Source organism: Pseudomonas sp. Bout1, from assembly GCF_034314165.1.
Taxonomy (GTDB): Bacteria; Pseudomonadota; Gammaproteobacteria; order Pseudomonadales; family Pseudomonadaceae; genus Aquipseudomonas.
Genome location: NZ_JAVIWK010000001.1, coordinates 5,896,963 through 5,911,437 on the forward strand (window position 1 = coordinate 5,896,963; position 14,475 = coordinate 5,911,437).

Sequence of the window (14,475 nt, forward strand, 5' to 3'; positions counted from 1 at the left end):
GTTTCTACCTCAGTTTCAGGGTGGCAAGGCCGACCAGCACCAGAATCACGGTGATAATCCAGAAACGGACAATCACCCGCGGCTCAGGCCAGCCCTTGAGTTCAAAGTGGTGGTGAATCGGCGCCATGCGAAACACCCGGCGCCCGGTCAATTTGAAGGAGGCAACCTGAATCACCACCGACAGGGTTTCCATCACGAACACACCGCCCATGATGAACAAAACGATTTCCTGGCGGACGATCACCGCGATGGTGCCCAGCGCCGCGCCCAGCGCCAGTGCGCCGACGTCGCCCATGAAGACTTGCGCCGGGTAGGTGTTGAACCACAGGAAGCCCAGGCCGGCCCCGATCAAGGCGCCGCAAAACACAATCAATTCACCCGCGCCCGGTACATATGGGATCAACAGGTATTCAGCGAATTTCACGTTACCCGACAGGTAGCAGAAGATGCCGAGCGCGCCGCCCACCATCACCGTTGGCATGATCGCCAGGCCGTCGAGGCCGTCGGTCAGGTTGACCGCGTTGCTGGAGCCCACGATCACAAAGTAGGTGAGTACCACGAAGCCAACGCCCAACGGGATGCTGGCGTCCTTGAGCATCGGGATGATCAGGGTGGTCTCGACCGCGCTTGGCGCAGTCGTATAAAGAAAGATCGCCGCCGCCAGGCCAAACACCGATTGCCAGAAATACTTCCAGCGGCTTGGCAGCCCCTTGGAGTTCTTCTCGATCACCTTGCGGTAGTCATCCACCCAGCCGATGGCGCCGAACAGCAGGGTCACCAGCAGCACGGTCCAAACGTAGCGGTTATGCAGGTCAGCCCACAACAGCGTGCTGATGCCGATGGACGACAGGATCAACGCACCGCCCATGGTCGGGGTGCCGGACTTGGAGAGGTGCGACTGCGGGCCGTCGTTGCGCACGGATTGGCCGATCTGCAGGTTTTGCAGGGTGCGGATCATCCATGGCCCGAGGAACAGCGACAATGACAGCGCGGTCAGCACACCCAGGATCCCGCGCAGGGTCAGGTACTGAAAGACCGCGAAGCCTTTGTGGAACTGTTGCAGATACTCAGCCAGCAGCAGCAGCATTAATGTTTCTCCGTACTTGAGCCACACAAGGCCGCGACGACGTTTTCCATCACCGCGCTGCGCGATCCCTTGATCAAAATAGTGGTGTGTTTGTCTTGTTCAGCCGCGTTCAGCGCATGGATCAGCTCGGCCTGGCTGGCGAAATGCCTGGCGCCCGGCCCAAAGGTGTTTATGGCATGGCGCATGTCCGGCCCAACGCCGTATAAAGCGTCGACCTTGCCAGCGGCATACGCGCCGACTTCACGGTGAGACTGTTCGGCCCACTCGCCCAGTTCGGCCATATCACCCAGCACCAGCACCTTGCGACCGGCGAAACCGGTCAACAGGTCGATCGCGGCGCAGATCGAGGACTGGTTGGCGTTGTAAGTGTCATCGATCACACGCATGCCGTTGCTCGCCAGTTGCGCGGCGGTGCGGCCCTTGACCGGTTGCACGGCGCCAAGGCCGGTGGCGATGCCAAACAACGACACGCCCAGCGCATGGGCGGCAGCGGCGGCGGCCAGGGCGTTGGCAACGTTGTGGTTGCCCAGCAGGTTCAGTTGTACGTGCTCCTCACCTTGCGGTGTGTGCAGGGTGAAGGCCGGGCAGCCACGGGCGTCGACCGTGATAGTCGAGGCATGGAAATCGGCAGCGGCGTTGTGCACCGCGAAGCTCAAGACCTTGCGACCGGCGGCACGTACGCGCCAGGTTTCGAAGGCTTTGTCGTCAAGGTTCAGCACCGCAGTCCCGGAGGCGTCCAGGCCTTCAAGGATTTCGCCCTTGGCTTCGACGATCTTTTCAGGGCCGCCAAACTCGCCGACGTGGGCGGTACCGGCGTTGTTGATCACCGCGACGTGAGGCTTGGTCATGGCGACGGTGTAGGCGATTTCGCCGATGCGCGAAGCACCCAACTCGATAACAGCCGCCGTGTGTTCCGGGGCCAGTTCGAGCAAAGTCAGCGGAGCGCCGAAGTCATTGTTCAGGTTACCGCGAGTCGCCAGCACCGGGCCGCGCGTGCGCAGGATGCCAGCCAGCAATTCCTTGACCGTGGTTTTGCCGCTGGAGCCGGTGATAGCCGCAACGGGCTGGGTGAAGGCCGCACGGTTCAGCGCGCCCAGTTGGCCGAGGGCCAGGCGGGTGTCGGCTACCTGCAACTGCGGCAGCGGCGAGTCAGCGACTTCGCGCTGCACCAACGCACCCACAGCGCCTTTGGCGGCGACGTCGTTCAGGTAGTCATGGCCATCAAACGATGGGCCAGCCAAGGCGACAAACAGTTGCCCAGGCGTGATCGTCCGGCTGTCGATGCTCACGCCGTCAAAGCTGCAATCAGCCGACAAGACGCGGGCCGACAGCACTTGAGTGAGCTCGCTGAATTTGAGCGCTTTAAGCATGGGCCACCTCCCACGCGGTCAAGGCGTGATCGGCCTCGACCAGATCGGAGAAAGCGTGGCGTTCGCCGTTGATTTCCTGGTAGTCCTCGTGGCCTTTACCGGCCAGCACTACCACGTCGTCAGCACTCGCGCTGGCGATCAGTTGGGCGATGGCTGCTCCGCGACCGGCAACAAAAGTGACCTTGGACGCATCGTTAAAGCCGACACGAATGTCATCGAAAATCTGGCTTGGGTCTTCGCTGCGCGGGTTGTCGTCCGTGACCAGCACACCGTCGGCCAGGCGCTCGACGATTTCAGCCATCAGCGGGCGCTTGCCGCGATCGCGGTCACCGCCACAGCCGAACAGGCACAGCAACTTGCCCTTGGCGTGGGGACGCAGGGCCAGCAGGACTTTTTCCAGAGCATCCGGCGTGTGGGCGTAATCGACCACCACCAGCGGCTGGGTACCGCCGCCAAGGCGCTGCATGCGACCGGCCGGGCCTTCGAGCTTCGGCAACACCCGCAGGATTTCGTCGAGGGCGTAATCCAGGCCGAGCAACGCGCCGATGGCGGCCAATACGTTGCTCAGGTTGAAACGCCCGAGCAAGGTGCTGCGCAAATGGTGCTCGCCCTGCGGCGTGACCAGGGTGGCGCGCACGCCTTCGTCATCAAAGGTGGCTTCGCGGCAATACAGGTAGGCGCTGGAATCTTCCAGGCTGTAGCTGATCAGGCGACCATCACCTTTCGCAGCGGCCAACTGGCGACCGAATTCATCGTCCAGGTTGACCACTCGGCACTTCAGGTCATTCCAGGCAAACAGCCGGGCCTTGGTGGCGGCGTACGCCTCCATGGTGCCGTGGTAATCCAGGTGATCGCGGGACAGGTTGGTCATCACCGCCACGTCGAATGCCAAGGCGGTAACGCGGCCCTGGTCCAGACCGTGGGAGGAGACTTCCATGGCAACCGCCTTGGCACCGGCCTTTTTCAGGTCGGCCAGGGTCGCCTGCACGGCAATCGGGTTCGGCGTGGTGTGCAGGCCGCTTTGCAGCGCGCCGTAGAAACCGGTGCCCAGGGTGCCGACGATGCCGCAGTGCTGGCCCAGCAGGTCGAGTGCCTGGGCGACCAGTTGGGTCACGCTGGTCTTGCCGTTGGTGCCGGTCACGCCCACCAGGTTCAGGTGACGGCTCGGGTCGCCATAAAAGCGCCCGGCGATGTCGGAGAGTTGCGCCGCCAGGCCCTTGACCGGAATCAACGGCACGTCGGTGATCGGCAGCACGGTGGCGCCTTCCACTTCATAGGCCACTGCCGCGGCGCCGCGCTTCAATGCGTCGGCGATATGGTCGCGCCCGTCGAACTTGCCACCCGGCACCGCCAGGAACAGGTCACCGGCACGCACATTACGGCTGTCGAGGGTCAACTCGCGAATCAGCAGATCGCGGCCAGCGTGGGCAAAAATCTTGTTCAGGCTAAGAGACATCAGCCGCGCCCTCCATTGGCTTTTACAGCAGCGGCCGGCGGTCCGGCGTTCGCTTGCTGGGTCGTCGGCAGGTTGTCCGGCGTGATGTTCATCAGGCGCAGAGTCCCGGACATCACCTTGCTGAACACCGGCGCCGATACCAGGCCACCGAAGTAACCGGCCTTGCTTGGCTCATCAATCACTACGACGATGGCGTAACGCGGATCGCTCATCGGACCGAAGCCTGCGAACAGCGAACGGTAGGAGTTTTCGGCGTAGCCCTTGGTGCCCACGGCGGTTTTACGCGCGGTACCGGACTTGCCTGCCACGTGATACGCCGGCACCTGGGCACGGAATACGCCACGCGGTGCTTCGATCACTTGTTGCAGCATGCCTTGCATGGTCTTGGCGACGTTTTCCGGGATCACCTGGGTCGCAGGCGGTGCCTCGTCGAGGTGGATCAGGCTCAACGGCACCATGCGGCCGTTATTGGCCAACACCGAGAAGGCGTGGGCCAGCTGGATGGCGGTTACCGACAGGCCATAACCGTACGAAAGCGTTGCGGTCTCGGCCTTTTTCCAGTCACGGTAGTTCGGCAGGTTGCCCACACGTTCGCCCGGGAAGTCCAGGCCGGTGGGTTGCCCCAGGCCGACTTTTTGCGCGAGGTGGTAGATGGCTTCGCCGCCGATATCGAAGGCAACTTTACTCATGCCCACGTTACTGGAGTTGATCAGGATGCCTGTCAAATCCAGCACCGGACCTTCAGAGCGGGACACGTCACGAATGGTGTATTTGCCCAACTGCAGGGTACCCGGGTAAACCTCGACCTTGTCGGCCGGCTTCCAGCGCCCGGTTTCCAGGGCGGCACTCATGGAGATGGCTTTCATGGTCGAACCCGGCTCGAACACGTCGATCATGGCGCGGTTGCGCATCATCGCCGGTTGCAGGTTGCGACGGTTATTGGGGTTGTAGGTCGGCTGGTTGACCATGGCGAGAATCTCGCCGGTCTTCACGTCCATGATCACCAGGCTGCCGGCTTTTGCACCATTCTCGATGATCGCGTTACGCAACTCGCGGTTGGCCAGGTATTGCAGGCGCAGGTCAATCGACAACGCCAAGGGCTTACCGGCCTTGGCGTTTTTGGTGACCTGGACATCCTTGATCAGTCTGCCGCGCCGATCCTTGATGACCTGTCGTTTGCCGGGAACCCCGGCCAGCCATTCGTCGTAGGCGAGTTCTACGCCTTCACGACCGTGATCATCAATGTCGGTGAAACCCACCATATGGGCAGTGGTTTCACCAGCCGGGTAGAAACGCCGAAATTCCTCGATGCCGTAGACACCGGGGACTTTAAGGTCGAGTACTTGCTGGCCCTGTTCAGGGGTGAGCCCGCGAACCAGGTAGATGAATTCTTTGTTGGCCTGGGCTTCGAGGCGTTCGCTCAGGGCTTTGGGGTCCTGGCCCAGGGCTGCCGCCAGTTCCGGCCACTTGTCCTTGGCGGTCTGCATTTCCTTGGCATTGGCCCACAGGGTGGTCACCGGCGTACTGACGGCCAGAGGCTCGCCGTTACGGTCGGTGATCAGGCCGCGGTGCGCAGGAATCGGGATATGACGCAGGCTGCGGGCATCGCCCTGGCCGATCAGGAAGTCACGGTCCACCACTTGCAAGTCGATAATCCGCCAGGCAATCGCGCCCACCATCAGTGCCAGCAACCCCAGCACGACACGGAAACGCCATGGGTAGAGTGCGCCCTCAAGTTTCATCATGGCGCCACCATGCGAACTTCTGCAGCGCCCGGAATGTGCATCTTCAGTTGTTCAGTGGCCAGCACTTCGATGCGGCTGTGGGCGGTCCAGGTGCTTTGCTCGAGGATCAACCGGCCCCACTCCGCCTGCGCCTTGTCGCGCACGCTCAATTCCCCGTACAGGGTATTGAGCAGTTGACGGTTGTAGTGGGCGCTGTAGGACACCGCAATCGCGGACACCAGCACGCCAACAAACAACAGCAACATAAAGAAGCTGCCGCCCGGAAGGGGCTTGGCGAAAAGCTTGCTCACCGCAACTTCTCCGCAACGCGCATGACAGCGCTACGGGAACGTGGGTTGGCCTTGAGTTCGGCTTCGGAAGCGAACTGCGCTTTGCCATGGATTTTGATTTTCGGCACAAAGGCTTCGTAACGTACCGGCAGGTTGCGCGGCAGGTTGTCGGATTCGCCCTTGACCAGACGACGCATGAACAATTTGACGATGCGGTCTTCCAGGGAGTGGAAGCTGATCACCACCAGGCGACCGCCCACTTCCAGCGCTTCCAGAGCGGCTTCGAGGCCGGCTTCCAGATCGCCCAATTCGTTGTTGACGTGAATGCGCAGGCCCTGGAACGCACGGGTAGCCGGATTCTTGCCCTTTTCCCACGCAGGGTTGGCGACTTTCAGCACTTCAGCCAAGTCAGCGGTGCGTTCAAACGGCTGGATTTCCCGGCGCTCGACCACGGCGCGCGCCATACGGCCGGCGAAGCGTTCTTCGCCGTATTCCTTGAACACACGGGTGATTTCTTCGTGGGGTGCGGTGGCGATGAACTGCGCGGCGCTGACGCCGCGGCTTGGGTCCATGCGCATGTCCAGCGGGCCGTCGTTCATGAAACTGAAGCCGCGCTCCGGGTCGTCCAGCTGCGGCGAAGACACGCCCAGGTCCAGCAGGACCCCGGCCACCTTGCCCGCCATGCCGCGTTCGGCGACTTCCGCGCCGAGCTCGGCAAAGCTGCGCTGCACAACGACAAAGCGGCCGTCTTCGGCCGCTAGCGCTTGCCCGGTGGCAATCGCTTGAGGGTCTTTGTCGAACCCGAGGAGCTTACCGTCCGAACCAAGCTGGCTGAGGATCAGCCGACTGTGCCCGCCCCTGCCGAAGGTGCCATCCAAATAGCAGCCATCCGCGCGTACGGCGAGAGCCTCAACGGCTTCGTCAAGCAGTACGGTGATGTGGTTAAAGCCGCTATCAATAGTCACAGGATCAAATCACGCAGTTCATCAGGCATGGCGCCCGGTTGTTGAATAGCAGCCAGGTCAGCTGCAGAAACAGCATCCCAGGCATCTTCGTCCCACAATTGGAACTTGTTCAGTTGGCCTACCAGCATTGCGCGCTTGTCGAGCTTGGCGTATTCGCGCAGACGCGGCGGAACCAGGAAACGACCACTGCCATCGAGTTCGAGGTCGACGGCATTACCAATCAGCAAACGCTGCAGGCGGCGGTTTTCTTCACGCAGTGAAGGCAGCGCGCGCAACTTGGTTTCAATCAGTTCCCACTCGTCGAGCGGGTAAACACATAAACAAGGGTCAACGGCATCGATGGTGATGATTAACTGTCCGGAACTTCGCGAAATGAGCTCGTCACGATACCGGCTCGGCATGGCGAGACGGCCTTTTGCATCGAGACTGATAGCGTTAGCTCCGCGAAACACAGATGCGTTTCTCCAAATTTTAGCGTTTTACGTTCAAAAAACCCACTTTGTGCCACTTTCCGCCACTTGCGCACACTATAGGAATGCGCCCACCACACCGTCAAGGCGCGGATTCAAGGAAAAGCCTTACAGAACGGAGATTTAGGAGAGTAAAGGGAGGAGAAACGAGAGTTCGACGGCGATTTTGACTCAACAACGCCAAATAGCTCAAAGAGCTGGGGCTTAAAGTTAAAGTGATTTATTAAGAGTAAGATTTTTTCGGTATTACGAAGACGCATCTGCTAATGATTCTGCAGGGAGGGATTCTCGCGTTACTACCAGGTTCCTGCCCGAGATTCGGACAGGAGGAAAAAAGGTGGAGAGTCGATCTGTAAGCCGGGTTCTGTCTTGAACAGTCATTCGTCTACGATGGCCATCACTGGACATCTTTAGCAACCTACCCGGTCCCAGCGCGGGCCACGCCTTGGGACCCTATTTGGTCTTGCTCCAAGTGGGGTTTACCTAGCCACGAACTGTTGCCAGTCGTGCGGTGCGCTCTTACCGCACCTTTTCACCCTTACCGGTACCGAAGTACTTAGGCGGTTATTTTCTGTGGCACTTTCCGTAGGCTCACGCCTCCCAGGCATTACCTGGCACTTCGCCCTATGGAGCCCGGACTTTCCTCCCCCCCCTAATTTTCATAGAGGGCAGCGACTGTCCAATCGACTCTCCGCCGCGCAGGTTAACGGCACGGAGGCGTTAGAACAAGTATTAAAAGACACTAATGCCATCATGTTCAGACGGAGTGCAGGTTGGAACCCGGAACTATTCGCCCTTTTGTTTATCCAGCGCGACTTGATACAGGACGTTCTTGCGTACACCGGTGATTTCCGCCGCCAGGGCAGCCGCGCGTTTCAATGGCATTTCCTTGAGCAGCAGGTCAAGAACGCGCATTGCCTCACTGCCCACTGCATCTTCGCTTTCCGGCGCCGACCACCCGGCTACCAGGACCACGCATTCCCCGCGCTGTTGATTGCTGTCACCTTCGACGAACGCACGCAGCTCTTGCAGTGGCAAGCCCTTGAGGGTTTCGAAGGTCTTGGTGATCTCCCGCGCCAACAGCGCCAGGCGATCACCGCCGAACACCAACTCCATGTCTTGCAGGCATTCAAGGATGCGGTGCGGGGCTTCGTAGAAGATCAATGTGCGCGGTTCTTCCTTCACCAACTCCAGGCGCGCCCGCCGCCCTACAGCCTTGGCCGGCAGGAAACCCTCGAAAATAAAACGGTCCGATGGCAAACCCGCTGCGGACAATGCCGCAATCAGCGCGCACGCTCCCGGAACAGGCACTACATTGATACCAGCGGCCCGTGCCTGGCGAACCAAGTGGTAGCCGGGGTCGGAAATCAGCGGCGTGCCCGCATCCGAGATCAGCGCCACATCGTCGCCCGCCAACAAACGGGTGATGAAACGACTGCCTTCTTCGCGTTCGTTATGTTCGTGGCACGCAGCCAGGGGGGTCGGAATGCCAAAATGTTGCATCAACCGCTGGGAGTGCCGGGTGTCTTCGGCGGCGATCAGTTTTACGTCGCGCAACACTTTCAATGCTCGCGCACTGATGTCGTCCAGGTTGCCAATGGGCGTCGCCACGACAAAAAGCGAGCCTGCAGTGGAATTCAAAGGACCTGGAGCAGTCAAAGCGCACACCTCGATGATTGGCAAAAGGCACATTGTAGCGCGTAGACGCCTGGAAAATATGCCCTCCGGGCAGGCTCCATTTCAGTCATCTGCAGGGTCTTGCAACATTTACACGACCTAAATAGACGGTTTCACGCCAGTAACATCGCGCCCCGGCCAGTGCTTGGGTACAATTCCACGCTAATTTGATCGGTATCAGGAACACTTACATGATCGCTTGCCTGCGGCTGTTCTCTGCCCTCTGCCTCGCTGCCCTGTTGGCGGCTTGCGCCAGCTCGCCCTCGTCCAGCCTTGGCGACCTCCCCCGGACCCCGGATGCCAGCATCGAGCAACTGCTCGAGCAGGCGACTTCGGCCAAGACTCCGGAAAAAGCCGCGCTGTTGCGCTTGAGTGCGGCAGACCTGGCGTACCACCAAAACAATCCGGCACGCTCGGCGCAGATTCTTGCCCAAGTGCCACTGGATGCCCTGAAGCCGGCGGCGCAGGTTTTTGCCAGCACCCTCTCGGCCGAACTGGCGATGGCCCGCAACCAGCCCAAGGCGGCGTTGACAGCGCTGAACCACCCAAGCCTGCAGAGCCTGAAGGAGCTGCCGCCCGAACAGCAGATCCGTACTGGCACCGTGCATGCCCGCGCCTATGAAGCCGACGGCCAGACCCTGGCCGCCGCCCGCGAGCGCGTCGCCATGGCCCCGCTGCTCTCCGGTGATGCTTACAACAGCAACCACGAAGCCATCTGGGCATTGATTGCCGCCCTGCCTGCCGAGCAGTTGCAAGCCAGCGGCAACCCGACGCTGGACGGCTGGATCAGCCTGGCCCAGGCAGTCAAGGGTGCCGGCACCCTGGAACAACAGCAGGCCGCCATCGACACCTGGCGCGCCCAGAACCCGGGCCACCCGGCGGCCTCGCAACTGCCGCAGCCGCTGACCAAGCTCAAGGAGCTGGCCAGCCAGCCGCTGAACAAGATTGCCCTGCTGCTGCCACAGGAAGGCCCGCTGGCGGGCGTCGCCAAGGCGCTGCGCGAAGGCTTCATGGCCGCGCACTACCAGGCTGAACAAGCCGGGCAGAAGCCGCCGGTGATCGAGTTCTACGACAGCTCGCGCCTGACCTCCATCGACGACTTCTACGCCAAGGCCCAGGCCGCCGGCGTGCAACTGGTGGTCGGCCCGCTGGAGAAACCGCTGGTCAAGCAACTCAGCGCTCGCCCGCAACTGCCAATTACCACCCTGGCCCTGAACTACAGCGAAGCCGACCAGAACCCGGCGCAACTGTTCCAGTTTGGCCTGGCTGCTGAAGACGAAGCCCGCGAAGTGTCCCGCCGCGCCCGCGCCGACGGCCTGCACCGCGCTGCCGCCATGGTGCCGAAAGGCGAATGGGGCGAACGCGTGTATAAAGCCTTCCGTCAGGATTGGGAAGCCAACGGCGGCACCGTGGTAGGCGTCGAATACGTTGATCAGCCGGTAGCCCTGGCCCAACAGATCGCTGACCTGTTCCAGCTACGCAAAAGTGAAGGCCGGGCCAAGAGCCTGCAAAGTACCGTAGGTACCGATGTTTCCGCCCAGCCATCGCGCCGCCAGGACATCGAGTTCATCTTCCTGGCCGTCACCCCGCAACTGGCCCAACAGATCAAGCCGACCCTGAACTTCCAATATGCCGGTGATGTGCCGGTGTACGCCACGTCCCACGTGTTCAGCGCCAGCGGCGACAAGAACCAGTACCTGGACATGACCAACGTGATGTTCTGCGAGACCCCTTGGTTGCTCAACACCACCGACCCGCTGCGCAACCAGGTCGCCGCCCAGTGGCCGCAAGCCAACGGCAGCCTCGGTCGCCTGTACGCAATGGGGGTTGATGCCTACCGCCTGGCGCCGCGCCTGGGGCAACTCAAGGCGCTGCCGGATACTCGCGTTGACGGCTTGTCCGGCAACCTGGGCGTCAGCGCCAACCAGCGCGTTAATCGCCAGATGCCATGGGCGAAGTTCGTTGGCGGCGAGATCCAGCGCCTGCCTGACACCCCACGCTGATGCCCGAGCGGTCAAGCGCACAAAGCGGCAAGGACGCCGAACTTCAAGCACTCCACTACTTGCAACAACAGGGTCTGCGCCTCCTGGCGCAGAACTGGTTGTGCAAGCGCGGTGAGCTTGATCTGGTCATGCTTGACGGCGATACAGTAGTATTTGTCGAAGTCCGCTACAGAAAACACGCACAATGGGGTGGCGCGCTCGCCAGTATCGACGGGCGCAAGCGCCAGAAGCTGATACTCGCCGCGCAGTTTTTCCTGCTAAAAGAGCGTCGCTGGGCCGATCATCCCTGCCGTTTCGATGTGGTTGCCATACAAAGCACTCCCCGGGGAACAGCCGATCTGAACTGGCTGCAAGATGCCTTTGACAGCTGACTCGCCGGACATCTACACCGCACACTTTTGCTCTTTGCTTTGCGGGCTGCACATTCCTGTGCCAAACAGCCGCGCTAATTAAGGTCACACAGATGGACATGCAATCCCGAATTCGCCAGCTTTTCCAGGCCAGCATCGATACCAAGCAACAGGCGATGGAAGTACTTGCACCGCACATCGAGCAAGCCAGTCAGGTCATGGTCAACGCCTTGCTCAACGAAGGCAAAATGCTTTCGTGCGGCAACGGCGGTTCGGCCGGTGATGCCCAGCATTTCTCCTCCGAGCTGCTCAACCGCTTCGAGCGTGAGCGCCCAAGCCTGCCGGCCATTGCCCTGACCACCGACACCTCGACGATCACCTCGATCGCCAACGACTACAGCTACAACGAAATCTTCTCCAAACAGATTCGCGCCCTTGGCCAGCCGGGTGATGTACTGCTGGCGATCTCCACCAGCGGTAACTCGGCGAACATTATTCAAGCGATCCAGGCCGCACATGATCGTGAAATGATTGTCGTAGCATTGACCGGGCGCGACGGCGGCGGCATGGCCTCGCTGCTGCTGCCCGAAGACGTAGAGATTCGCGTCCCGGCCAATGTCACTGCGCGTATTCAGGAAGTCCACCTGCTGGCGATCCACTGCCTGTGCGATCTGATCGACAGCCAACTGTTCGGGAGTGAAGAATGACCGTTAAACGCCTTAGCCTATTGGCAATCACGCTGTGCCTAGGCATCAGCGGCTGCAGCTCGGTAATCGAAGCAAGCCGCGACACGCCCATCCAGGACGATAAAGGCACCCGCACATTCGGCAGCAAAATCGATGACTCGCTGATCGAAACCAAGGTTTCCGTCAACGTTTCCAAGGCCGCTCCGGACCTGGGCAACGGTGCTTCGCGCATCGTGGTCGTCAGCTTCAACGGTGTGGTACTGCTCACCGGCCAAACCCCGCGCGCCGACCTGAAGGCCCAGGCCGAACAAGCCGCCTCCAGCGTTCAACGGGTCAAGAAGGTCCACAACGAATTGCAGGTGATGGAACCGATCACGCTGCTGGCCATCAGCAACGATGCCCTGCTGACCACCAAGGTCAAGACGCAGATGCTGACCGACAACGCAATTCCGGGCTCACGCATCAAGATCGTCACCGATAACGGCATTGTCTACATGATGGGCCTGCTGACCCAGGCAGAAGCGACCCGCGCTGCCAACCTGGTACAAGGTGTATCCGGCGTACAGAAGATTGTGAAACTGTTCGAATACATCGACTGATGTAACCAGACAAAAAAAGGGCGCCGTGCATTGACTGCACGGCGCCCTTTTTATTGCCTGCCTGTTACTGGTATTGCGAGTACGGGTTGCCCTGGAACTGGTTGTTCTGCTGCGCCGCCGGTTGCTGCTGGGCAGCTGGCTGGCCGTACTGCTGGCCCGGGATAGGCCCCAGGTTGACTTCTACGCGACGGTTCTGGGCACGCCCATTGACGTCGGCGTTGCTCGCAATCGGGCTATCCGGGCCGGCACCGCGCGCACTCAGGTTGGTGGGGCTCACACCTTGGGACGTCAGGTAGTTAGCCACGCTTTGCGCACGACGCTGGGACAGGTCCATGTTCAGTTGGCGGCTGCCGGTGCTGTCGGTGTAGCCCACGATCTGGATGGTGTTCTGGTTGAACTGCTTGAGCGAGTTGGCCAGGTTGTTCAGCGGCGTGTAGAAGCTGCTGGAGATCGCGTCCGAGTTGGTGGCGAAGGTGATGTTGCCCGGCATGATCAGCTTGATCTGGTCACCCTGGCGCTGAACTTCAACCCCGGTATTGGCCATGCTTTCGCGCAGTTTCTTTTCCTGCTGGTCGGCGTAGTAGCCATAACCCGCAGCGCCGATGCCGGCGATTGCGCCACCGATCAGCGCGCCCTTGCCACGGTTGTTGTGGTCGATGGCAGCACCGGCCAGCGCCCCGGCCAGGGCACCCAGGCCACCGTACTTGGCGGTTTTGCTGATGCCGCCCTCAGAACCATTATTCGCCTGTCCCTGGCTGCCGTCATAAGGATTAGGTGAAGCGCAGCCGGACAACAGGGCTACGGCGGTAGCGACAACAAGCAGACGACGAGAAGTGAACATGAAGAGAGCTCCTACTTTTGCATTCTGTGATGCAGACATTGGCAATGGACCTGTGCCGAGCTTGGAACACCACAAACGGTAAAAATTCCATCTCCACACATGCCCGGCCACACTCAAACCCTAGCAGAGACTTCCTGAACGGTAATTGTCATTTTTTCTATAAGTTTCGTCCGATAGTTGCCACTTGGTATCCGAAAAAACACTTTGGTTTTTTCACGCGCGTACAAACGGATTCTCACGCATTTCATCCCCCAGGCGCGTGTCCGGACCGTGCCCCGTCACCACAACTGCCGCCTCATCAAGGGTATAGAGCCGTTGCTTGATCGAGCGCACGATGGTCGCCTGGTCACCGCCCCATAAATCCGTACGCCCCACGCCCCGCCGAAACAGAGTGTCGCCGGCAATCAGCAACTGCGCATCGGCGAACCAGAAACTCATCGACCCGGGTGTGTGTCCAGGTGTGTGCAAAGCCACCCCACAGCCACAGGCCAGCTCTTCTTCGTCCTCCAGCCAGCGATCCGGCGGCGGCACCGGCGTGTACGGCACGCGAAACATCTGGCACTGCATTTCCAGGTTATCCCACAAAAACTGGTCTTCCTTGTGCAAGTGCAAAGTAGCGCCGGTCTTTTCCTTCAACTGCCCGGAGGCCAGGAAATGGTCGAGATGGGCATGGGTGTGAATGATGCTGACCACTTTCAGGCCCAGCGCATCGAGCCGCGCCAGAATCTGCTCATGGTTGCCACCCGGATCGACCACGATGGCTTTTTTGGTGACCGGGTCACCGATGATCGTGCAGTTGCACTGCAACGGGCCGACGGGAAAGGTTTGGCGGATCAGCGCGGGGGACTGAATATTCATGGGTATTCCTGCAAACTCAAAGGCACACTCTGACGCACAGTATGTTCGACGAAGCGCACGATCCGAAAGCGCTCGCAAGCACACGGCTGTCAAACCCGG

Annotated in this window: 14 protein-coding genes and 1 other RNA gene; 4 read left to right on the top strand and 11 right to left on the bottom strand. The window is 60.5% G+C overall.

Going from position 1 to position 14,475, the window contains the following annotated elements; translation table 11 throughout:
• Positions 1-4 precede the first annotated feature (4 nt).
• The 9 genes from mraY to rsmI form a co-directional block, all read right to left on the bottom strand.
• Positions 5-1,087, bottom strand: coding sequence for a phospho-N-acetylmuramoyl-pentapeptide-transferase (mraY, locus tag RGV33_RS27270; protein ID WP_010170484.1), 1,083 nt, complete (start codon positions 1,085-1,087; stop codon positions 5-7).
• Positions 1,087-2,457 (bottom strand): UDP-N-acetylmuramoyl-tripeptide--D-alanyl-D-alanine ligase, encoded by a 1,371-nt coding sequence (locus RGV33_RS27275; RefSeq protein WP_322147380.1) that lies wholly within the window; start codon positions 2,455-2,457, stop codon positions 1,087-1,089. Before RGV33_RS27275 ends, mraY begins: the two co-directional genes overlap by 1 nt.
• Entirely contained in the window at positions 2,450-3,913 is a 1,464-nt protein-coding gene (locus RGV33_RS27280) for a UDP-N-acetylmuramoyl-L-alanyl-D-glutamate--2,6-diaminopimelate ligase (RefSeq protein ID WP_322147381.1), read from the bottom strand. The genes RGV33_RS27275 and RGV33_RS27280 overlap by 8 nt, the downstream gene beginning before the upstream one ends.
• A complete protein-coding gene (locus RGV33_RS27285) occupies positions 3,913-5,655 on the bottom strand; it encodes a penicillin-binding protein 2 (RefSeq protein WP_322148747.1) in 1,743 nt (580 codons plus the stop codon). The genes RGV33_RS27280 and RGV33_RS27285 overlap by 1 nt, the downstream gene beginning before the upstream one ends.
• Positions 5,655-5,948 carry a cell division protein FtsL gene (gene ftsL / locus RGV33_RS27290; protein ID WP_003216203.1) on the bottom strand — a complete coding sequence of 98 codons (294 nt, stop codon included), beginning with the start codon at positions 5,946-5,948 and terminating at the stop codon, positions 5,655-5,657. Before ftsL ends, RGV33_RS27285 begins: the two co-directional genes overlap by 1 nt.
• A complete protein-coding gene (rsmH, locus tag RGV33_RS27295; RefSeq protein ID WP_416152090.1) occupies positions 5,945-6,892 on the bottom strand; it encodes a 16S rRNA (cytosine(1402)-N(4))-methyltransferase RsmH in 948 nt (315 codons plus the stop codon). The genes ftsL and rsmH overlap by 4 nt, the downstream gene beginning before the upstream one ends.
• Positions 6,889-7,344 carry a division/cell wall cluster transcriptional repressor MraZ gene (mraZ, locus tag RGV33_RS27300; protein WP_003171868.1) on the bottom strand — a complete coding sequence of 152 codons (456 nt, stop codon included), beginning with the start codon at positions 7,342-7,344 and terminating at the stop codon, positions 6,889-6,891. Before mraZ ends, rsmH begins: the two co-directional genes overlap by 4 nt.
• A 355-nt stretch (positions 7,345-7,699) precedes the next feature.
• An RNA gene (gene rnpB / locus RGV33_RS27305) (RNase P RNA component class A) lies at positions 7,700-8,053 on the bottom strand.
• 95 nt (positions 8,054-8,148) lie between these two features.
• On the bottom strand, positions 8,149-9,054 hold the full coding sequence (gene rsmI / locus RGV33_RS27310) for a 16S rRNA (cytidine(1402)-2'-O)-methyltransferase (RefSeq protein WP_322147388.1): 906 nt from the start codon (positions 9,052-9,054) through the stop codon (positions 8,149-8,151).
• Between the two features lie 176 nt (positions 9,055-9,230).
• Between rsmI and RGV33_RS27315 the strand changes: the two genes are divergently transcribed.
• The 4 genes from RGV33_RS27315 (at position 9,231) to RGV33_RS27330 (ending at position 12,677) form a co-directional block, all read left to right on the top strand.
• The gene (locus RGV33_RS27315) at positions 9,231-11,042 is read left to right on the top strand and encodes a penicillin-binding protein activator (protein WP_322147389.1); all 1,812 of its coding nucleotides are present in this window, start codon (positions 9,231-9,233) and stop codon (positions 11,040-11,042) included.
• A complete protein-coding gene (locus RGV33_RS27320; protein WP_322147390.1) occupies positions 11,042-11,413 on the top strand; it encodes a YraN family protein in 372 nt (123 codons plus the stop codon). The genes RGV33_RS27315 and RGV33_RS27320 overlap by 1 nt, the downstream gene beginning before the upstream one ends.
• A gap of 92 nt (positions 11,414-11,505) precedes the next feature.
• Complete coding sequence (locus RGV33_RS27325) at positions 11,506-12,099, top strand: phosphoheptose isomerase (protein WP_046819003.1); 594 nt, start codon at positions 11,506-11,508, stop codon at positions 12,097-12,099.
• Positions 12,096-12,677, top strand: a complete 582-nt coding sequence (locus tag RGV33_RS27330) for a BON domain-containing protein (RefSeq protein ID WP_322147392.1) — start codon at positions 12,096-12,098, stop codon at positions 12,675-12,677. Before RGV33_RS27325 ends, RGV33_RS27330 begins: the two co-directional genes overlap by 4 nt.
• Positions 12,678-12,741: 64 nt before the next feature.
• On the opposite strand, the gene RGV33_RS27335 is transcribed toward RGV33_RS27330, so the two are convergent.
• Both RGV33_RS27335 and RGV33_RS27340 read right to left on the bottom strand, forming a co-directional pair.
• The gene (locus RGV33_RS27335; RefSeq protein ID WP_322147393.1) at positions 12,742-13,518 is read right to left on the bottom strand and encodes an OmpA family protein; all 777 of its coding nucleotides are present in this window, start codon (positions 13,516-13,518) and stop codon (positions 12,742-12,744) included.
• A gap of 213 nt (positions 13,519-13,731) precedes the next feature.
• Positions 13,732-14,376, bottom strand: coding sequence for an MBL fold metallo-hydrolase (locus tag RGV33_RS27340; protein ID WP_322147394.1), 645 nt, complete (start codon positions 14,374-14,376; stop codon positions 13,732-13,734).
• Between the last annotated feature and the right edge of the window lie 99 nt (positions 14,377-14,475).